This window comes from Corallococcus sp. AS-1-12 (assembly GCF_020036995.1).
GTDB lineage: Bacteria > Myxococcota > Myxococcia > Myxococcales > Myxococcaceae > Corallococcus.
Window position 1 is genome coordinate 70396 of record NZ_JAIQDD010000005.1, and the last position, 18865, is coordinate 89260.

Annotated in this window: 15 protein-coding genes; 4 read left to right on the forward strand and 11 right to left on the reverse strand. The window is 70.3% G+C overall.

The window, feature by feature from the left end; all coding sequences use genetic code 11:
* Window positions 1–130 precede the first annotated feature (130 nt).
* Together K8556_RS09960 and K8556_RS09965 are read right to left on the reverse strand one after the other, a co-directional pair.
* On the reverse strand, window positions 131–6229 hold the full coding sequence (locus K8556_RS09960) for a DnaJ domain-containing protein (protein ID WP_223739804.1): 6099 nt from the start codon (window positions 6227–6229) through the stop codon (window positions 131–133).
* 34 nt (window positions 6230–6263) lie between these two features.
* Window positions 6264–6767 (reverse strand): tRNA (cytidine(34)-2'-O)-methyltransferase, encoded by a 504-nt coding sequence (locus tag K8556_RS09965; RefSeq protein ID WP_223739805.1) that lies wholly within the window; start codon window positions 6765–6767, stop codon window positions 6264–6266.
* Between the two features lie 17 nt (window positions 6768–6784).
* Here K8556_RS09965 and K8556_RS09970 point away from each other — a divergent pair, with 17 nt between their 5' ends.
* Both K8556_RS09970 and K8556_RS09975 read left to right on the forward strand, forming a co-directional pair.
* Entirely contained in the window at window positions 6785–7153 is a 369-nt protein-coding gene (locus K8556_RS09970; RefSeq protein WP_223739806.1) for a DUF192 domain-containing protein, read from the forward strand.
* A 147-nt stretch (window positions 7154–7300) separates the two neighbouring features.
* Window positions 7301–8065 (forward strand): Stp1/IreP family PP2C-type Ser/Thr phosphatase, encoded by a 765-nt coding sequence (locus tag K8556_RS09975; RefSeq protein WP_223739807.1) that lies wholly within the window; start codon window positions 7301–7303, stop codon window positions 8063–8065.
* Window positions 8066–8143: 78 nt separating this feature from the next.
* Here the strand turns inward: K8556_RS09975 and K8556_RS09980 are convergent, their stop codons facing one another.
* Window positions 8144–9172 (reverse strand): NDP-sugar synthase, encoded by a 1029-nt coding sequence (locus tag K8556_RS09980; protein ID WP_223739808.1) that lies wholly within the window; start codon window positions 9170–9172, stop codon window positions 8144–8146.
* A gap of 4 nt (window positions 9173–9176) precedes the next feature.
* Window positions 9177–10217 carry an aminoglycoside phosphotransferase family protein gene (locus K8556_RS09985; RefSeq protein WP_223739809.1) on the reverse strand — a complete coding sequence of 347 codons (1041 nt, stop codon included), beginning with the start codon at window positions 10215–10217 and terminating at the stop codon, window positions 9177–9179.
* A 258-nt stretch (window positions 10218–10475) separates the two neighbouring features.
* Between K8556_RS09985 and K8556_RS09990 the strand changes: the two genes are divergently transcribed.
* Entirely contained in the window at window positions 10476–11843 is a 1368-nt protein-coding gene (locus K8556_RS09990) for a pyridoxal-phosphate dependent enzyme (protein WP_120551737.1), read from the forward strand.
* Between the two features lie 98 nt (window positions 11844–11941).
* On the opposite strand, the gene K8556_RS09995 is transcribed toward K8556_RS09990, so the two are convergent.
* The 7 genes from K8556_RS09995 to K8556_RS10025 form a co-directional block, all read right to left on the reverse strand.
* Window positions 11942–12343 (reverse strand): hypothetical protein, encoded by a 402-nt coding sequence (locus tag K8556_RS09995; protein ID WP_120551736.1) that lies wholly within the window; start codon window positions 12341–12343, stop codon window positions 11942–11944.
* Window positions 12344–12346: 3 nt separating this feature from the next.
* Window positions 12347–12745, reverse strand: coding sequence for a hypothetical protein (locus K8556_RS10000; protein WP_223739810.1), 399 nt, complete (start codon window positions 12743–12745; stop codon window positions 12347–12349).
* A gap of 151 nt (window positions 12746–12896) precedes the next feature.
* On the reverse strand, window positions 12897–13355 hold the full coding sequence (locus tag K8556_RS10005) for a hypothetical protein (RefSeq protein ID WP_223739811.1): 459 nt from the start codon (window positions 13353–13355) through the stop codon (window positions 12897–12899).
* 65 nt (window positions 13356–13420) lie between these two features.
* Window positions 13421–13867: a MaoC family dehydratase gene (locus K8556_RS10010; RefSeq protein WP_223739812.1), complete on the reverse strand. Its 447-nt coding sequence runs from the start codon at window positions 13865–13867 to the stop codon at window positions 13421–13423.
* Window positions 13868–13937: 70 nt separating this feature from the next.
* Window positions 13938–15767, reverse strand: coding sequence for a discoidin domain-containing protein (locus K8556_RS10015; protein ID WP_223739813.1), 1830 nt, complete (start codon window positions 15765–15767; stop codon window positions 13938–13940).
* Between the two features lie 85 nt (window positions 15768–15852).
* Window positions 15853–16998, reverse strand: coding sequence for a cystathionine gamma-synthase (locus K8556_RS10020; protein ID WP_223739814.1), 1146 nt, complete (start codon window positions 16996–16998; stop codon window positions 15853–15855).
* A gap of 50 nt (window positions 16999–17048) precedes the next feature.
* Entirely contained in the window at window positions 17049–17810 is a 762-nt protein-coding gene (locus K8556_RS10025; protein WP_223739815.1) for a crotonase/enoyl-CoA hydratase family protein, read from the reverse strand.
* Window positions 17811–17862: 52 nt separating this feature from the next.
* Here K8556_RS10025 and K8556_RS10030 point away from each other — a divergent pair, with 52 nt between their 5' ends.
* Window positions 17863–18849, forward strand: a complete 987-nt coding sequence (locus tag K8556_RS10030) for a class I SAM-dependent methyltransferase (protein WP_223739816.1) — start codon at window positions 17863–17865, stop codon at window positions 18847–18849.
* Window positions 18850–18865: the final 16 nt, after the last annotated feature.

Here is an 18865-nt window from a genome sequence, read left to right on the forward strand (position 1 = left end):
CAAGACGGGCGGGACGGCGGATCCGACGGGGGCGTCCCGTGGGAGCAAGCATCGGGTCCGGTTTCCAGGTGTGTCAATGGGCGGGACTGTCCGGAAAACCGGCCGGCTCCCTCCCCGGGGGACAGGCGAGTCAGCGGAAGAGACCCTTCTTGGGCGGGTTCTTCTTGCGCATGTCGATGAGCCGCAGCTCCTGGTTCGCCTCCAGGTGCTTGGGGTTCGCACGGACGGCTTCCCGGAAGTGCTTCTCCGCGCGGTCCATGTCCCCTTCCACGCGGGCGATGACGCCCAGTTGGTAGTGGGCGCGATCACAGTTCGGGTCGGTGCGCACCGCATCCGCCATCCACTGTTTGGCGCGGGGCATGTCGGCCTTGCGGCCGGGGTCCATGTAGACGGCCCAGGCGCGCGCCGCGAGGTACAGGGGCTTGGGGTCCAGGCCGTACGCGCGCTCGTAGTGCTCGCCGGCGGCGACGAAGTCGCGCTTGCGGAAGAAGACCTCGCCCATGCGGAACAGGTCGTCCGCGTTGGTGTCCGCGCGGGCCGCGGCGGGGCTGCCGGGGCGGGCGCCGCTGGAGGCCGGGGGCTTGGGGGCGGCCTGCGCGCCCTGCTGGGCGAGCTGGTAGTTCTTGCGGCGGGTGTCGTCGTGGAGGACTTCGTAGGCCTCGCGGATGGACTCGAAGACGGCGGTGATCTTCGGCGCCAGGTGGGGCAGCGACGGGGGCAGCCGGTCCGGGTGGAAGACCTTGGCGAGGCTCAGGAAGGCGGCCTTCACCTGGTCGCGCGAGGCGTCCTGCGGAACCCCAAGTGTGACGAAGTGGTCCTTCTTCGTCTGGATGTCGGCGTAGCGCTGCTCAATCTGCTGCGCGAGCCGGCCCTCGTCGGGCTTGGGGGGCTCCGCCGGCGCGGCGACGGCGGCGGGCGGCGCGACGCCTTCGGGCGTGGCCGGGGTGCTCGCGGCGGCGGGGGGAACGGGGCGGGCGCCGAGCGTGCCCATGTTCTCCATGGCACGGCGCAGGAGGCGCTGGCGCCGGAGCTTGGAGGCTTCGTCGGGGTTGGAGGGGTCTTCGGCCGCCACGTCGTCCTCGTCAAAATCCCAGTCGTCCAGATCACCGGACAACTCATCCCCAGTCTGGCCAGAAGCCCCCGCGTTGTCACCGGGGAACGCGGTGGCGAGGGGAGAAGGCAGCGGCTCGAAGGTCGCTTCGACGATGGCCTCGACGAGGAATTCGTTGGCGTCGCCGGCCGAGCGGACATCCGAGCGGATGAGGGCCTCCAGGTGGGCGTCCACCTGCTGGAGGGCGGCCTCGAAGGAGGCGGTGAGGTTCTGGGCGGGGTCGTTGGACTCGTCGAAGGAGACGATGCGCCACAGGTCGTCCTCGCTGGCGCGGGCGGGACGCACGGGCGGTGTGGAGGACGCGGGGAACTTGGGGGGCTGGACGGCCCAGAGGTCCGGCTGGGGGGGCGCCTCGGCGGGGACGACGGGGGCGGCCGGCGCGGGGGCCTGGGTGTCCGGGAGGGGGGCGGCGGCGGGGACGATGTCGCCCCAGCTCTCCGGCTCGACCTCCAGGAGGGGGAGGTCGGGCTCCGGGGGGGGCGCGACGGGGAAGCGCGAGGGCTCCTCGGTGAGCCACGGGTCCAGGGGGACGGAGGCGGAGCGGCGCAGGGCCTCGGCCATGTCCTGGAGCAGGGCGGCCTGGGCGCGCTTGCGGGCCTCGGTGAGGGCGGCGGTGTTGTCGCTGGAGGGGAGCTCCAGGGCGTCGCGGGGGGACGCGGGGATGGAGTCCGCCCAGGAGTTCGACGGGGCGGCGGGCTCAGGCTCCGCGGTGAGGATGATGTCCTCGGGCCCGAGCGTGAGCGGTTCGGGCTCCGCGGGCGCGGCGGCGAGGGGGACGAGGACCGGGGGCGGCGTGGAGGGCGCGGCCGGGCGGGAGCGCCGGGGGAGTGAGGGCGGATGGGCGGGCTTGCCCTGTTCGGACAGGCGCTGGGCTTCGGCGGCGCGGGCCTCTTCGGCGAGGCGGGCCTCTTCGGCGGCGCGGGCCTGTTCCGCGAGGCGGGCGGCCTCGGCGGCACGGGCCTCTTCGGCGAGGCGGTGGAGTTCGGCCTGACGGGCTTCCTCCTCGGCGCGAAGACGGACTTCCTCCGCGAGGCGCAGTGCTTCGGCTTCGGCGCGAACGCGAGCCTCTTCGGCAAGGCGGGCTTCTTCCGCGAGGCGTGCGGCTTCGGCGAGCCGAGCCTCTTCGGCCAGTCGAGCCTCTTCTGCGAGGCGTGCCTCTTCTTCCGCGCGAAGGCGAGCCTCTTCGGCCAGCCGAGCCTCCTCTGCGAGTCGGGCTTCCTCGATCGCGCGAAGGCGGGCTTCCTCCGCGAGGCGGGCCTCTTCGGCCAGCCGGGCCTCTTCTTCAGCACGAAGACGGGCTTCCTCCGCGAGCCGAGCCTCCTCTTCCGCGCGAAGGCGAGCCTCTTCGGCAAGGCGAGCCTCTTCCGCGAGGCGAGCCTCTTCCGCGAGGCGGGCCTCCTCTGCCAACCGTGCCTCTTCGGCCAGCCGGGCCTCTTCAGCGAGTCGTGCGTCTTCCTCTGCGCGAAGACGGGCCTCTTCGGCGAGTCGAGCCTCTTCGGCGAGTCGTGCCTCCTCCTCCGCACGCAGGCGCGCCTCTTCGGCCAGACGAGCCTCTTCAGCGAGTCGTGCCTCTTCCTCCGCACGAAGCCGGGCCTCTTCGGCCAGACGAGCCTCTTCAGCGAGTCGTGCCTCTTCCTCCGCACGAAGCCGGGCCTCTTCGGCGAGTCGAGCCTCTTCAACGAGACGCGCTTCTTCCTCCGCGCGAAGCCGGGCCTCTTCAGCCAGGCGGGCTTCCTCCTCCGCACGCAGGCGCGCCTCTTCAGCCAGCCGCGCTTCCTCAGCGAGTCGAGCCTCCTCGATCGCGCGAAGCCGGGCCTCTTCGGCCAAGCGGACCTCTTCGGCCAAGCGAGCCTCTTCGGCGAGCCGCGCTTCTTCGGCAAGGCGCTCGGCTTCAATGCGCGCCAGTTCCGCAAGCCGGGCCTCTTCCGCGAAGCGAGCCTCTTCAGCGACGCGCGCATCCTCTTCGGCGCGAAGGCGGGCTTCTTCAGCGAGACGTGCCTCTTCAGCGACTCGCGCATCCTCTTCGGCGCGAAGGCGGGCCTCTTCTGCCAGACGTGCCTCTTCCGCCAGTCGGGCCTCTTCCTCTGCACGGAGTCGGGCCTCCTCCGCGAGACGCGCCTCCTCTTCCGCGCGAAGCCGAGCTTCCTCCGCGAGGCGTGCTTCTTCTGCGAGTCGAGCCTCCTCCTCCGCACGAAGACGGGCCTCTTCGGCAAGCCGGGCCTCCTCAGCGAGCCGGGCCTCTTCAGCGAGGCGAGCCTCTTCAGCGAGACGAGCCTCTTCAGCGAGACGAGCCTCTTCAGCGAGACGAGCCTCTTCCTCCGCACGAAGACGGGCCTCTTCAGCCAAGCGGGCCTCTTCGGCGAGCCGGGCCTCCTCAGCGAGGCGGGCCTCTTCCGCGAGCCGCGCCGCTTCGGCTACTCGCGCTTCCTCCTCGGCACGAAGGCGGGCCTCCTCCGCGAGTCGTGCCTCTTCGGCGAGGCGAGCCTCTTCGGCCAGTCGCGCCTCTTCAGCCAGCCGTGCTTCCTCGGCGAGTCGCGCCTCTTCCTCCGCACGAAGCCGAGCCTCTTCGGCAAGCCGAGCCTCTTCGGCAAGGCGAGCCTCTTCAGCGAGCCGAGCCTCTTCAGCCAGCCGAGCCTCTTCAGCCAGCCGAGCCTCTTCAGCCAGCCGAGCCTCTTCAGCCAGCCGTGCTTCTTCGGCGAGGCGAGCCTCTTCAGCCAGCCGGGCTTCTTCTTCGGCGCGAAGCCGAGCCTCTTCGGCAAGACGCGCCTCCTCAGCGAGACGAGCCTCTTCAGCCAGCCGCGCCTCTTCCGCGAGTCGAGCTTCCTCGATCGCGCGAAGACGGGCTTCCTCCGCGAGACGAGCCTCTTCCTCCGCACGAAGACGAGTCTCTTCGGCAAGGCGGGCCTCCTCCGCCAGGCGCGCTTCCTCCTCCGCGCGAAGACGTGCCTCCTCCGCAAGCCGCTCCTCTTCGAGTGCTCGAAGTCGAGCCTCTTCCGCGAGCCGGGCCTCCTCTTCCGCGAGACGAGCCTCCTCTTCCGCGCGCAGCCGAGCCTCTTCCGCGAGACGGGCCTCCTCGGCCAAGCGAGCCTCTTCGGCTAGTCGCTCGGCTTCGATACGTGCAAGTTCAGCGAGCCGCGCCTCTTCAAGGGCACGAAGCCGGGCCTCCTCGGCGAGTCGGGCCTCTTCCGCGACGCGCGCCTCCTCCGCAAGCCGGGCCTCTTCGGCGAGCCGGGCCTCCTCTTCGGCGCGAAGCCGAACCTCTTCCTCCGCACGAAGTCGGGCCTCTTCCGCCAGCCGCGCCTCTTCAGCGAGCCGAGCCTCTTCCTCCGCGCGAAGGCGTGCCTCCTCCGCCAGCCGCGCCTCTTCGGCGAGCCGAGCCTCTTCTTCGGCGCGAAGGCGAGCCTCTTCCGCAAGGCGGGCCTCTTCAGCGAGCCGAGCCTCCTCGGCAAGACGCGCCTCTTCCTCGGCGCGAAGGCGAGCTTCTTCGGCAAGACGTGCTTCTTCCGCGAGGCGTGCCTCTTCCGCGAGCCGGGCCTCCTCTTCCGCACGCAGCCGAGCCTCTTCCGCGAGCCGGGCCTCCTCGGCCAGCCGCTCCGCCTCGATGCGCGCCAGCTCCGCAAGCCGGGCCTCTTCGGCGAGTCGCTCTGCTTCGATGCGAGCAAGCTCCGCCAACCGCGCCTCTTCGGCTAGCCGCTCCGCCTCAATGCGCGCCAGTTCGGCGAGACGAGCCTCCTCGGCCAGCCGCTCCGCCTCCAGCCGCGCCAACTCCGCGAGTCGCGCCTCTTCCGCGAGACGAGCCTCCTCGGCCAGCCGCTCCGCCTCCAGCCGCTCCGCTTCGATGCGCGCAAGTTCAGCGAGGCGGGCCTCCTCCGCGAGACGCTCCGCTTCGATGCGCGCCAGCTCCGCGAGGCGGGCCTCCTCCGCGAGACGCTCAGCTTCGATGCGCGCCTCTTCCGCCAGCCGCGCCTCTTCCGCCAGTCGCTCCGCTTCGATGCGAGCAAGCTCCGCCAGCCGAGCTTCTTCCGCGAGCCGCTCCGCCTCCAGCCGCGCCAGCTCCGCCAGCCGAGCTTCTTCCGCGAGCCGCTCCGCCTCCAGTCGCGCCAGCTCCGCCAGCCGAGCCTCTTCCGCGAGCCGCTCCGCCTCCAGCCGCGCCAGCCGCGCCTCTTCCGCCTGGCGTGCTTCCTCGATCGCCCGGAGCCGTGCCTCTTCAGCGAGCCGCGCCTCTTCCGCGAGCCGCGCCTCTTCGGCCAGCCGGGCCTCCTCCGCCAGCCGCTCCGCCTCGATGCGCGCCAGCTCCGCCAGCCGAGCCTCTTCCGCGAGCCTCGCCTCCTCGGCCAGCCGCTCCGCCTCCAGCCGCGCCAGCTCCGCGAGCCTCGCCTCCTCCGCGCGCCGCTCCGCCTCCTCGCGCCGGCGCGCCTCCTCGATGGCCCAGGCCTCCTCCTCCGCCTGTCGCAGCTCCTCCTCGCGCCGCAGCCGCTCGCGCTCCTCCCACTCCTCCACCGACAGGGCCTCGATGCGGCCCTCGCGCTCCAGCACCCGCAGCAGCGCCTGCTGTGCTCCCGTCAGCGACTCCGGCCTCCGGAACGCCCCCAGCGTCTCCAGCAGGCTCCGCTCCGACGCCTCCGTCAGCCACGGCTCGCACGCCGCCACGTCCGGGCAGCGGTACACCCTCGCGGGCACGGGCTCACGGGGCGTTGGCTCCAGCGCCGCCCGCACCACCCGCATGCCCGCGATGGGCGCGAAATCCCCCGCCGCCTCCACCGCCTCCGCCTCGAAGTCCGCGCGCTCCGCGAGCTCGCTCAGCCGCCGCACCTGCGCCAGCACCTGCTGCTCGTGCACCACCGCGGACTGGAGCCCGCTGTCCTCCAGCAGCTCCTCGTCCGGCGCCGAAGCCCCACCCCGCGCCCACAGCGCGTCCAGGGCATCCGCCCCCAACAGTCCGTTCTGGAAGAGCGCCTGCGCCGGCGTCTGGTAGCCGAAGCCCAGCTTCGCCCCCACCAGGTCGCCCTCGCGCAGCCACAGCGCGGACTCGCGTCCACCGGCGTGCAGCGTCAGCCGGCCGGTGGCTCGGGACTTGTGGGCGGCATACAGCGCTTCGGCGACCTGCGAGGCGGACATTCGGCCACGGAGTGTAGCCCGTCCCGCCCGCCCCTCAATTCGACGGCGGCGCCTGCCTGCCCGCTGTCCCCAACTGCACCTGCCGCAGCGCCTCGTAGGCGCCAATCCCCACCGACGTCGAAAGATTCAAGCTCCGGCGCTCCGGCAGCATCGGGATGGTCACCGGCGTCCCCGTCCCCCCCTCCATCACCTCCGGCAACAGCCCCGTCACCTCCGAGCCGAACACCAGGTGGTCCCCCGGCTCGAACCGCGCCGCGTACAGGGATGTCTCCGCCCGGGCGGAGAACAGCCACCGCCGGGCCTGGGGGTACTCCGCCACGTAGGCGTCGTAGGTCGGGTACAGCTTCAGGAACACCTTGTCCCAGTAGTCCAGCCCCGCCCGCTTCAGGTGCCGGTCGTCGATGGAGAACCCCAGGGGCTCCACCAGGATGAGCCGGCACCCCGTCACCGCGCACAGCCGGGCCACGTTGCCGGTGTTGGGCGGAATCTGGGGCGACACGAGGACCAGGTGCAGGGGGGACGCCAGGGGCTCAAGCATGGGATAGAACACCGGACATGCACTGGAGGGTGACCAACGAAACGCGGCAGCGGCTGCTCGCGGACCGCGCCGAACGCGCCGAGTCCTTCGTCCAGCGCTTCCAGGGGCTCATGGGCCGCGCCTCGCTGCCCATGGGGGGCGGGATGCACATCGCCCCCTGCAACTCCATCCACACCTTCTTCATGCGCATCCCCATCGACGTCGCCTTCCTGGACGCGGAAGGGCGCATCGTCAAGCAACTGTCCGCCATGCCTCCCTGGCGCACCTCGTCCATCTACTTCAAGGCCCGCTCCGTCCTGGAGCTGCCCGCCGGGGTCCTCCTGGCCAGCGGCACCCAGGAGGGCGACCGCCTGCTCTTCGCCCCGGGGGAGCCCCCGGGCCTTTAGGGGAGCCGGGGTGGCGGGCGCCGTCCCGCCACCCACACCCGGAGGGTGGAATGCTGCGACACGAGAGAGCTTTTTGACCCCTTTTGGAACGCTTTGTTAACGTCGCGCCCCGATTTTCACGCCTCTCCCCCGGAAGAGTCCCTTCGCATGCGTATCGAGGTCGCCGGCAGCACCCACGTCGGGATGAAGCGGAACCACAACGAGGACAACTACCTCGTGCTCACCGAGGAGAACCTCGTGTGCGTGGCGGACGGCATGGGAGGCCACTCGTCCGGGGAGATCGCCAGCCGCATCGCGGTGGACGAGCTGGGTGAGTTCTTCCGCCTCACGTCCAAGGACCAGGACGCCACCTGGCCCTTCAAGATGGACAAGCAGCGCAACTACGACGAGAACCGCCTCGCCACCGGCATCAAGCTGGCGAACGCGCGCATCTTCGAGCGCGCCACGACGGACTCCAAGTACAAGGGCATGGGCACCACCATCGTGTCCGTGCACTTCGCGGAGAACGGCGTCTACGTGGGCCACGTGGGCGACAGCCGCGTGTACTTCTTCCGCGGCGGCATCCTCCAGCAGGTGACGGAGGACCACTCGCTGCTCAACGACTACCTCAAGGCGAAGAAGCTCACGCCGGAGGAGATCGAGAACTTCCCCCACAAGAACGTCATCGTCCGCGCGCTGGGGATGAAGGAGCAGGTGCAGGTGGACGTCACCCGCGTGGATCCGCTGGAGAACGACGTCTTCCTGCTGTGCTCGGACGGCCTGAGCGGCATGATCACCGACGCGCAGATGCAGGACATCCTGTCGCGCACGCCGGAGCTGGAGAAGGCGTGCGGCCAGCTCATCGACCTGGCCAACGCGGCGGGCGGCAACGACAACGTCACCTGCGTGCTGGCGCGCTACCACGCCGCCTGAGCGACACCCGTCGCGAGAAACGAGAAGGCCCGTGCCCCCGAGAAAGGGAGCGCGGGCCTTCGTCCTTCACCCCCGAGCTCAGCGCCCCGTGAGCGGCGCGGGCACCCGGTGCGGGCCCCACGCGAGCACCTCGGTGAGCGCCTCACCGGGAGCCACCTGCGTCTCCTCGAACACGGCGCAGCGCTCCAGCTTCGCGCCCTGCCCCACCCGCGCGCCCGGGCCCACCGACACGCCCGGGCCCACGCTGGCGCCCGCTTCCACGACAGCGCCCGCGCCCACGAACGCGGGCCCTCGCACCGTCCCCGCGACGCGGGCCTCCGGATGCCCCCAGGCTCCGTCCGCCCCGGCCTTCAGCCCGTGCAGCGGCGAGTCCTTGCCCAGCGCCTGCAACGGCACGCGCCCTTCGAGCACGTCCCGCACCGTGGCCAGGTAGCGCGACGGCATGCCCAGGTCGGACCAGTACGCGTCCACCGCGTGCCCACGCACCTGGAGCCCCGCCTGCATCACCCGCACGTAGACCTCGCGGTTGATGTCCTCGGGGCCTTCCGCCGTCATGAAGTCGAACACGCTGGGGGACATCACGTGCACGCCGGTGAAGTGCCACGGCCGCAGGCCGTCACCGCCCGGCCCGTACCCCGCGATGCGGCGCACCTGCCCGCCCGCGTCCGCCTCCACCGCCGCGTACTTCTCCCCTTCCGGCATGGGCAACAGCACCATCGTCGCCACCGCGCCGGACTCGCGGTGCGCCGCGACCACGGGCCGCAGGTCCACCGGGAAGAGGATGTCCCCGTTGAACACGAGGAAGTCCTCGCCTGAGAGGAAGTCGCGCAGGCCGCGGATGCCTCCGCCCGTGCCCTGGATGACGGGCTCGTGCACGACGTGCAGCGGCAGCCCCGCGCGCTCGCACTCCGCGCGGGCCACCGCCGTCATGGTGTCCGGCAGGTGGTGCGTGTTGATGCCCACCTCCGTCACCCCGGCGGCCTTCAACACCGCCAGGTGATAGCGGAGCAGCGGCTGGCCAAGAAACGGCATGGCCGGCTTGGGCCAGCGCTCCGTGAGCGGGCGCAGGCGCGTGCCCAGGCCCGCGCAGAGGACCATCGCTTTCATGGCTTCAGGCCGCCAGCTCGGGCACGTACTTCGAAATCAGCTTCTGCAGCCCCGCCAGCTCCGGCCGGCGCGCGAACGCGGCCTTCACGTAGCGCAGCGACGCGGGGATGGAGACGAGGAAGCCCGGGTTGCCCTTCACGCGGTTGATGAACTCGAAGCGGCCCGCGTCCTTCAGCTTGCGCTGGATGGTGAGCAGGTCGAAGAACGCCTTGAACTCCTTCGCGTCGATCTTCTCCCCGCTCTCCTGCTCGAACGTGGCGATGTAGCGGTCCAGCATCGTGTCCACGAAGTCGCGGTCCAGCTCCACGTAGCTGTCGCGCAGGAGCGCCACCAGGTCGTACTGGCGCGGGCCCTGGAGCGCGTCCTGGAAGTCGATGACCACCAGCTCGCCCTCCTTCACCATGATGTTGCGGCTCTGGTAGTCGCGGTGCGTGAAGCCTCGCGGCGCGGCGGCGAGCTGCTTCGCGATGTCCCGGAACGTGGCGTCCAGCTCCGCGCGCTCCGCGTCCGTGGGCGTCTTGCCGCTCCAGGCCTCCAGGCCCCACTCGCGGAAGTGGTGCAGCTCCCAGTCGTACAGGTCCTCGTCGAAGGCGCGCGTGAAGGCCAGGCACTCCGGGTCGCGCTGCTTCTCCGCCTGCACGCGCAGCTTCGCCAAGAGGTCCACCGCGCGCGTGTAGAGCGCCTGGTGGTGGCGGCCTCCCTCCAGCGCGGACTCGAAGGTGATGTCGCTCAGGTCCTCCAGCACCATGATGCCCGCGGGCTCGTCGTAGCGGAGGATGCGCGGCACGCGCACGCCCAGCTTCTCCAGGTAGCGGTGCACGTTGATGAAGGGCAGCTCCTTCGGGGGCTCGCCCTTGGTGGCCTCCTCGCTCTTCTTCGTCGCGTCCGGCGGCATCACCATCAGCACCCAGCTCTCCGGGGCGCGGCCGACGCGGTAGTAGGAGCGGTTGCTCGCGTCGCCCTTCAGCTTCTGGATGGGGGCATCGGGGACGGGACGGCCAATGGCCTGTCCCACCTGGTCGCGAAGGGCGGCCTCAAGTTCCATGGGGGGCGGGTGCTCCGGAGGGGGAAGGAAACGACGCCCGCGAGTATCGGAGGCACGGCGCGGCGGGTCAAAGCCCGCGTGGGCCACGCGTCCGCCAGACGCCTGCCCTGTCGCCTACGCGACGAGGAGCCCCGGGCCACACCCACACGGTCGCGGCATCCTGCGTCAGGAAGGGCCATGCCTTCGGGCATGTTCCCCCTGACGGGGCGGAGCACATATAAGGCCCCGACCCTCACTTTTTTCGGGAAGCCACGCACGATGGACATCCAACAGAACATCCTCACCGCCATTGGCCACACGCCGCTGGTGAAGCTCAACAAGCTCGTCGGTCCGAACGACGCCACCGTGCTCGTGAAGTGCGAGTTCATGAACCCCGGCGCGTCCATCAAGGACCGCATGGCGCTCTACATCATCGAAAAGGCCGAGCGGGAGGGGAAGCTCAAGCCCGGCGGCACCATCGTGGAGAACACGTCCGGCAACACCGGCATGGGCGTGGCGCTGGCCGCGGCGGTGAAGGGCTACAAGTGCATCTTCACCATGCCGGACAAGATGTCCCTGGAGAAGATCAACCGCCTGAAGGCCATGGGCGCCCAGGTCGTCGTCACGCCGACGAACGTCCCGGCCGAGGACCCGCGCAGCTACTACGAGACGTCCAAGCGGCTGGCCAAGGAGACGCCGGGCGCCTTCATGCTGAACCAGTACCACAACCCGGACAACATCGAGGCCCACTACCACACGACGGGTCCGGAGATCTTCCAGCAGACCGAGGGCAAGTTCGACTACTTCGTGTCCGGCCTGGGCACCGGCGGCACCATGAGCGGCGCCGGCAAGTACCTCAAGGAGAAGATCCCCGGCCTGAAGAACATCGGCGTGGATCCGGAGGGCTCCGTCTACGAGGGCTACTTCAAGACGGGCAAGCTCACCGAGCCGCACGTCTACAAGGTCGAGGGCATTGGCGAGGACATGCTCTGCGGCGCCATGGACTTCAAGGTCGTGGACGACGTGCGCCAGGTGGATGACCGCATGTGCTTCAACGCCGCGCGCCGCCTCGCTCGCGAGGAGGGCATCTTCGCGGGCGGTTCGTCCGGCGCGGCCGTGCACGTGGCGGTGCAGTTGGCGAAGGAGGTCGGCAAGGGGAAGACCATCGTGGTCGTCCTGCCGGACTCCGGCAGCAGCTACATCAGCAAGTTCCACTCCGACGAGTGGATGCGCGACAACGGCTTCATGCAGGAGAAGGGCGCCGGCACGGTGCGCGACATCATCGGCGCGAAGCCCCGCGACCTGAAGACGGCCAAGCGCGGTGACCGCGTGGACCGCGTGGTGGAGACCATGCGCAGCCACGGCATCAGCCAGATGCCCGTGGTGTCCGACGACGGGCGCGCCGTGGGCATGGTGCACGAGTACGACCTGCTCAACGCCCTGGTCGCCAACAAGGTGAAGTTCCAGGACGCCATCGACCCCATCGTCGCCCCGCTCCAGGGCGCCGTGTCCGCCGAGGCCAGCATCGACCGGCTGCGTGAAATCTTCGCGCGCGACAACGTGGCCGTGGTGAAGGACGGCGAGACCGTCGTCGCCATCGTCACGAAGATCGACCTCATCGACTACCTGCACCGCACCGCGGCTTAAAGCCGCGGGCGTCAGGCCCTGAAACACTGCGGGCCCGGAAGGAGGAGGACATCCTCCCTTCGGGCCCGTCGTGTTTCATGGCGGTGAGGCGTGTTGCTTCAGAGCCCCGGCGGGTCCGGCTTCGTCAGGTCCAGGGCCACCATGTGGTAGCCCGGCCCCACGTGCATGAAGCCGAAGCGCTCCGCGCGGTTCTTGATGGCGTCCAACTGCGAGTAGCCCAACAGCAGCTTGAAGCCCTGGCGCCGGGCCTCGTCGCGGACGGCGGCGACGATGGCGTTGACCGCTTCGTTGCGGTCCTCCTTGGTCAGCCCGGGCGCGGCGATGATGCCTTCAATCAACGCCACCGAGCTGTCCGTGCGGTACAGGAAGCCCGCCGCCTTGTCCGGCACCACGAAGCCGTACTCCGGCAGGGCGTCCGGCGTCATCGTCTCATCCCACGGCTTGCGCCACAGGTTGAGCAGCTCGTGGTGGACCTTGGGGTCGAAGCGGACGGGCTTCATGGACTAGGAGAGGAACGTCGACATGCGCTGGGCGGCGAGCTCCGTCGCGTTGCTCATGCCCAGGTTGGTGAGCGGGTTGCTCTTGGTGGACTTGAACAGGTCGCCGAGGACGTCGGTGACCTTGCTCTTGCCCTTCGCCAGGTTCAGCGCGCCGGACAGCAGGCTGTTGCCGCCCGCGCCGTCCAGCAGGCCGGAGTTGGCGAAGGTCCCCAGCGCGTTCTTGAGCACGCCGCCGCCCGGGATGAGGTCGGTGGCCGCGCCCAGCAGCGCCTGGAGGGGGTTCTTGCCCTGCATCAGGCCGCTGGCGAAACCCATCGCCGCGCCGAGCAGCGGGTTCACCGCCGACACGAACGGCTTGACGATGTCCATCACCTTGCCGAGAGCCTTGCCGATGCCACCCATGGTCTGATCCTTTTCGGGGAGGGCCGCGCGGGCCCTCGAAGTGAGACTGACAGTGGGATTCTCGGAGGGACGCCGGAGAAGTTTCCGGTTCCGGGATTATCCGGGCCTCCCACTGGAAAGCCCCGGGATTCCGGGGCCTTGGCGGGGCGGCTCAGCCCCGGATGGGGCCCTTCTTGGCCTCGGCGGGATCCACGGCGGCGCCGGGCTTGGGGGCCACGGTCTGGCCGGGCTTGCTGGCGGAGCCCAGCGCGGCGCTGTAGCGCTGCTCGTGGCTCTTGTCGCTGCTGAAGCCGTCGCGCTGCTGGGCGGGGCTGATGACGACCTCCCCGTCGATGATCTTCTGCAGGTGGGTGCCAATCTCCTCCACCGTGGCGATCTTCGGGTCGCGCGCCTTGAGCTCCTCGTCGGGGATGATCTCCAACTGGGGCGGCTTGTCCGGGTGGATGGCGTAGTCGAGGATCTTCTCCACGTACTGCGCGACGGGGATCTTCAGCATCTCCGCCTGCTGCTTCACGTCTTCATCCGCGAGCAGTTCCGCGCGCACCACTTCCACGGGGCGCTTCAGCCGGCTGGGCGCCGGAGGAGGAACGACCTCATTGGTGTTGGACATGGGCTTCTCCTTTGGGCGTATTGGTAACCCAGGTCAGCCCTGGAACTCAAAGTGGGGGTCGTTTTCTACGGCGCCGGGCGGCGGGCGAAGAGGGCGTTGGCCACCTCCGTCATCACCACCTCGCCGTGCTGGTTCACGACCTCCAGGCGCAGCTTGAGCGCGCCGCGGTCCGGCTTGCTCGCGGAGGGCCTGGCCTCCAGCGTCTCGATGCGGATCCGGAGCGTGTCACCGGGGCGCACCGGCCTCTTCCAGCGCAGCTCGTCCAGGCCGGGCGAGCCCATGCCGGCGGCCTGGCCCAGGAGTCCCTCCACCATGAGCTTGTGGCAGATGGCGGCGGTGTGCCAGCCGCTGGCGATGATGCCGCCGTAGATGCTCTGGCCGGCGGCGTCCTCGTCGATGTGGAAGGGCTGCGGGTCGAACTGGCGCGCGAACGCGATGATCTCCTCGCGCGTCACCACGTACGGCCCCCGCTCCATGATTTCGCCGATGGGGAAGTCCTCGAAGTAGCGCATGGTGTCCCTTCTGTGGGTGCCGGACCCGCCGGCGGTTCAGCCCTTCCCTACCCTCCGGCGGGCCGCGCGGCTACTGCGGAAGCGGCTCCTCCGGGTCGGCCACGGACTCCGGCGTGTCCGCGGGCGGCACGGGGCCGCGCCGCACCGGCTCGGCGCGCTCGTCCGTGGGGCCCGGCGGCGTGTCCCGGGCCTCCTCCGCCGCGGCCTCGTCCGCCTCCAGCGCGCTGGACTGGACGCCGCGGGCGGCGGCCTTGGCCAGCGTCTTCTTGAGGGTCAGCGTGTCGCGCACGGTGTTGCCGGAGGTGATGAGCCGCGCGGTCAGCGTGCCGCCGTCCACCGTCACGTCCAGGAAGCCGTAGGCCTGGTTGTCCCGCAACGCGGTCCACGCGGGCTGGCTGGACGGGAAGGGCCGCAGCGTGGCGCCGCCGCTGCCCACCACGAGGTACGGGATGCCGCGCTGGGTGCTGGAGGCCACGGTGTCGCCGTACATGGGCTTGCTGCGCTCGTAGTCGTGGTCATGGCCGGTGAGGACCAGGTCCACGCCGTACTTCTCGAACAGCGGGCCGAACTGGCGGCGCATGGTGAGCTGCGAGCCGTGCTCGCCGCTGGACCACGACGGGTGGTGGAAGAAGGCCACCGTCCACGGGCGCGTGTTGGCGGCCAGGTCCGACTCCGCCCACGCCTTCTGCGCCGAGAGCGTGCACCGGTCCGCGGACGCCAGGCCCACCGCGCAGTTGGAGTCCAGGGAGATGAAGTGCACCGGGCCCCAGTCGAACGAGTAGTAGCGCTCGGTGCCCTGCGGGTTGTTGGCCGGCAGGTACATGTTGTCCAGGTAGGGCTGCGCCTGGTTCGTCACGTACTCGTGGTTGCCGGGCGTGGCGAACATGGGCACTTCGCGCAGCAGGCCCGCCATGGGCGTGAAGAGGTGCGCCTGGAACTCCGCGTCCGTGCCGTCCGGGTACGCGTTGTCCCCCAGGGCCAGGAGCAGCTCCGAGCGCCACTGCGGCGTGTTCATCACCGCCATCACCTTCGCCTGCATGCTGCCGCCGGTGCCGAAGTCGCCCATCGCGGTGAAGTGCGCCTTCGTGGCCGAGGACGTCGTGGACGTCTGGAAGCTGCGCAGGCCCGTCCGGGTGCCGCAGGCCTCCACCACGTAGCCGTAGGTGCGGCCCGCGGACAGGTTGGACAGCTTCACCGCGTGGCGCGTGCCGGACACGCCCGCGCTGACGGAGGACGTGAGGTTCGTCCCCTCGCCGTAGCGCACCGTGGGGTTGCAGCCGCTGGCGGTGCGGAAGGCCACGATGGCGGACGTCTGCTTCACGCTCTGCAGGTACGGCAGCCGCGGCAGCACGGGACCGGAGTCACTGGAGGACGGAGGAGCGCTGGCCGCGCACGCGCGGGCCTCCGCGATGGAGTTCCAGTCGTTCACCGTGTTGCCGTTGACGGTGATGCGCACGTAGCGCGCGCTGCGCGAGGAGAACGCCACCGTCTGCGCGGACGTGTCGAGCGCGCTGTCCCCCGCGTACGCCTGGGTGAAGGTGGCGCCATCCGTGGACGTGGAGACGACGAAGTGGTTCTGGCGCTCGTTGCCCCGGTGCCACGCGATGGTGGTGCCCGTGAGCGTCTGCGCCGAGCCCAGGTCCATCTGGAGCCAGACGCCCGTGCCCTGCGCGCTCCAGCGCGTGCCCAGGTCGTCGTCCTGCGTGTTGGCGGGGACGTTGCCGTCGTCACCGCTGGCCGTCACGGCCCGGGTGACGAGCGGGTTGCAGTCGGACGCGGAGAGCGACTCCGGCAGCGCGGCCGGTGGGAAGTCGGAGTCGGAGGGAGCGGGCGGTGACTCGCAGCCAGTCGCGAGCCACACGCCCAGGAGGCCGGTGGAGACAAGCAGTCGGTTACGCATCGCGCCAGGAACGTTGTGTCCCAACCGACATTCCCCCTGCCCCGGAGGGCAGGCGGGCCGCCTGGAGCGCGAGCGGGCGTCCGGACTACTTCACGCGGTCGAGCGCGTGCGCGAGGTCGTCGATGAGGTCCTGCGCGTCCTCGATGCCGACGGACAGGCGGATGAAGCCGTCCGCGATGCCCAGCTTCTCCCGCGTCTCCTTGGGGATGGAGGCGTGGGTCATGATGGCGGGGTGCTCGATGAGGGACTCGACGCCGCCCAGGGACTCGGCGCAGGCGAAGACCTTCACCGTCTTGAGGAAGGTGCGCGCCGCCTCCAGGCCGCCCTGGATGTCGAACGTCAGCATGCCGCCGAAGCCGGTCATCTGCTGCTTCGCGAGCGCGTGCTGCGGGTGCGTCTCCAGGCCCGGGTAGGTGACCTTCTTCACCTGCTTGTGCGTGGACAGGTACTGGGCCACCTTCATCGCGTTCTGCGCGTGGCGGTCCATGCGCACGTGCAGCGTCTTCACGCCGCGCAGCACGAGGAAGCTGTCGAAGGCGCCGGACACGCCGCCCACCGCGTTCTGCAGGAAGTACATCCGCTCCGCGATGTCGTCGCGGCTGGTGCAGACGAAGCCGCCCACCACGTCGCTGTGGCCGTTCAGGTACTTCGTCGTGGAGTGCGCCACGACGTCGAAGCCCAGGGACAGCGGCTTCTGGAAGTACGGCGTCATGAACGTGTTGTCCGCGACGGAGAGGATGCCGCGCTTCTTGGCGACTTCAGCGATGCGGCCCAGGTCGATGAGCTTGAGCATCGGGTTCGTCGGCGTCTCCACCCAGACCATCTTCGTCTTCGGGGTGATGGCCGCCTCGAAGTTCTCCGGCTTGGAGAGGTCCACGAAGGAGAAGTTCAGGCCGGAGCGCTTGAACACCTTGTCGAAGATGCGGAAGGTGCCGCCGTACACGTCGTCGGAGACGATGACGTGGTCACCGGCCTCCAGCATGTGCATCAGCATGTCCGTGCCGGCGAGGCCGGACGCGAACGCGGCGCCGTACTTCGCGCCCTCCAGCGCGGCCAGGCAGTCCTGCAGCGCCTTGCGCGTGGGGTTCTGCGTGCGGCTGTACTCGTAGCCCTTGTGCTCCCCCGGTCCGTCCTGGACGTAGGTGGAGGTCAGGTACACGGGCGTCATGATGGCGCCGGTGGTGGGATCCGGCTCCTGGCCGGCGTGGATGGCGAGCGTGTCGAAGCGCATGGCTTCGCGAACTAACACAGTCCCAGGGGCCGTGCAGCGCTCCCGGGGCCCTAGTCAAACTGGCCGTGCCGCCCCGCCCCCTTCGCGAAGCGCGTGGCCCCGGGGATGGACTCCGTCTGGAGCACCTTCACCCCGCCCTGAAACTCCTGGCGCATCGCGTCTTCGAAGGCCAGGTCCCCCTGGGCGTAGGCGGAGGTCCGGTCCGCGTTCATGCAGGCTTGCGGGAAGGCGGCGATTTGAGCGGCCAGCGCCTCCGCGGCGCTCCGGGCCTCGCCCTTCGGCACCACGCGGTTGACCAGGCCCATGCCCAGCGCCTCACCCGAAGACACGGGGCGGCCGGTGAGGATGAGGTCCAGCGCGCGCGACAGGCCAATCAGCCGGGGCAGGCGCACGGTGCCCCCGTCGATGAGGGGCACGCCCCAGCGGCGGCAGAAGACGCCCAGCACCGCGTCCTCCTCCGCCACGCGCAGGTCGCACCACAGCGCCAGCTCCAGGCCGCCCGCCACCGCGTGGCCGCTGATGGCCGCCACCACGGGCTTGGACAGGCGCATGCGCGAAGGCCCCATGGGCCCGTCCCCGTCCGGCTCCAGGCGCAAGAGGCGCCCTTCCGACACGGCCTTCAGGTCCGCGCCCGCGCAGAAGGTGCCCGCGTCGCCGTACAGCACGCCCACCTTCGCGTCGGGGTCCGCGTCGAAGGCGCGAAAGGCGTCCGCCAGCGCCCGGGCCGTGTCCGCGTCCACCGCGTTGCGGACCTCCGGCCGGTGGAGGATGACGGTGGTGACGGGGCCGTTCTTCTCGACGCGCACGCTCATGGGTGGCCGGTTTTCCCCCGCCCCCGGGGCGGCCTGCAATATGAGGGGAACCATGTCGGACGAAGGCAAGCAGGAGACGCAGGGCGCGGGCATGTTCGAGAACCGCCTGCGCAAGAACGCGAAGCGCCTGCGCAAGTGGGCTCGCGCGCAGGGGCTCACCGCCTTCCGCGTCTATGACCGGGACATCCCCGAGTACCCCTACGCCGTGGACCTCTACGGCGACCACGCCCACGTCGTGGAGTTCCCCCGCCGCAAGGCCCGCGCGAAGGGCGCCTCCGAGGACGCCGAGCGCGACGAGGTGCTCGCCGCCGTCACCGCCGTGCTGGGCGTGGCGCCCGAGCGCATCTCCGTGAAGACGCACACGCCCCAGCCCTGGGGCCGCTCGCAGTACCAGCGCGTGGGCCAGGGCAGCGAACGGCTGGTGGTGGAGGAGCAGGGCCTCAAGTTCTGGGTGAACCTGGGCGACTACCTGGACACCGGCCTCTTCATGGACCACCGCAACACCCGCGCGCGCGTGCGCAGCGAGGCGAAGGGGAAGCACTTCCTCAACCTCTTCGCGTACACCGGCGCGTTCACCGTGTACGCGGCGGCGGGCGGCGCGGCGAGCAGCGTGAGCGTGGACCTGTCCAACACGTACCTGGACTGGGCGGAGGACAACCTGGTCCTCAACGGCCTGGCGGACCCGCGCCACGTGCTCATCCGCGCGGACGCGAAGGCGTGGCTGGAGGACCAGGCGAAGCACGGGGACGACAAGTACGACCTCATCGTCTGCGACCCGCCGTCGTTCTCCACGTCGAAGAAGATGTCGGGGACCTTCGACGTGCAGCGCGACCACGTGCGGATGCTGGAACACCTCCGGGCGCTCATGGCCCCCGGAGGCGTCCTCTACTTCTCCACCAACTTCCTGGGCTTCGAGCTGAAGGACTCCGCCACCCGGGGCATGGCACAGGTGGAGGAGCTCACCCCCCGCTCCATCCCCGAGGACTTCCACCGCAAGGAGATCCACCGCTGCTGGCGCATGGTGGCCCCCTTACGGTGAGCGTCAGCCGCTGACG

What these genes read in the sequence shown, in the direction of transcription:
- K8556_RS09975 (WP_223739807.1), top strand. Translation starts at nt 7,301, where the DNA reads ATGCGTATCGAGGTCGCCGGCAGCACCCACGTCGGGATGAAGCGGAAC.
- K8556_RS09960 (WP_223739804.1), bottom strand. Translation starts at nt 6,229, where the DNA reads ATGTCCGCCTCGCAGGTCGCCGAAGCGCTGTATGCCGCCCACAAGTCC.
- K8556_RS10000 (WP_223739810.1), bottom strand. Translation starts at nt 12,745, where the DNA reads ATGGGTGGCATCGGCAAGGCTCTCGGCAAGGTGATGGACATCGTCAAG.
- K8556_RS10010 (WP_223739812.1), bottom strand. Translation starts at nt 13,867, where the DNA reads ATGCGCTACTTCGAGGACTTCCCCATCGGCGAAATCATGGAGCGGGGG.
- K8556_RS09990 (WP_120551737.1), top strand. Translation starts at nt 10,476, where the DNA reads ATGGACATCCAACAGAACATCCTCACCGCCATTGGCCACACGCCGCTG.
- K8556_RS09980 (WP_223739808.1), bottom strand. Translation starts at nt 9,172, where the DNA reads ATGAAAGCGATGGTCCTCTGCGCGGGCCTGGGCACGCGCCTGCGCCCG.
- K8556_RS10015 (WP_223739813.1), bottom strand. Translation starts at nt 15,767, where the DNA reads ATGCGTAACCGACTGCTTGTCTCCACCGGCCTCCTGGGCGTGTGGCTC.
- K8556_RS09985 (WP_223739809.1), bottom strand. Translation starts at nt 10,217, where the DNA reads ATGGAACTTGAGGCCGCCCTTCGCGACCAGGTGGGACAGGCCATTGGC.
- K8556_RS09970 (WP_223739806.1), top strand. Translation starts at nt 6,785, where the DNA reads ATGCACTGGAGGGTGACCAACGAAACGCGGCAGCGGCTGCTCGCGGAC.
- K8556_RS10020 (WP_223739814.1), bottom strand. Translation starts at nt 16,998, where the DNA reads ATGCGCTTCGACACGCTCGCCATCCACGCCGGCCAGGAGCCGGATCCC.
- K8556_RS09995 (WP_120551736.1), bottom strand. Translation starts at nt 12,343, where the DNA reads ATGAAGCCCGTCCGCTTCGACCCCAAGGTCCACCACGAGCTGCTCAAC.
- K8556_RS10005 (WP_223739811.1), bottom strand. Translation starts at nt 13,355, where the DNA reads ATGTCCAACACCAATGAGGTCGTTCCTCCTCCGGCGCCCAGCCGGCTG.
- K8556_RS10025 (WP_223739815.1), bottom strand. Translation starts at nt 17,810, where the DNA reads ATGAGCGTGCGCGTCGAGAAGAACGGCCCCGTCACCACCGTCATCCTC.
- K8556_RS09965 (WP_223739805.1), bottom strand. Translation starts at nt 6,767, where the DNA reads ATGCTTGAGCCCCTGGCGTCCCCCCTGCACCTGGTCCTCGTGTCGCCC.
- K8556_RS10030 (WP_223739816.1), top strand. Translation starts at nt 17,863, where the DNA reads ATGTCGGACGAAGGCAAGCAGGAGACGCAGGGCGCGGGCATGTTCGAG.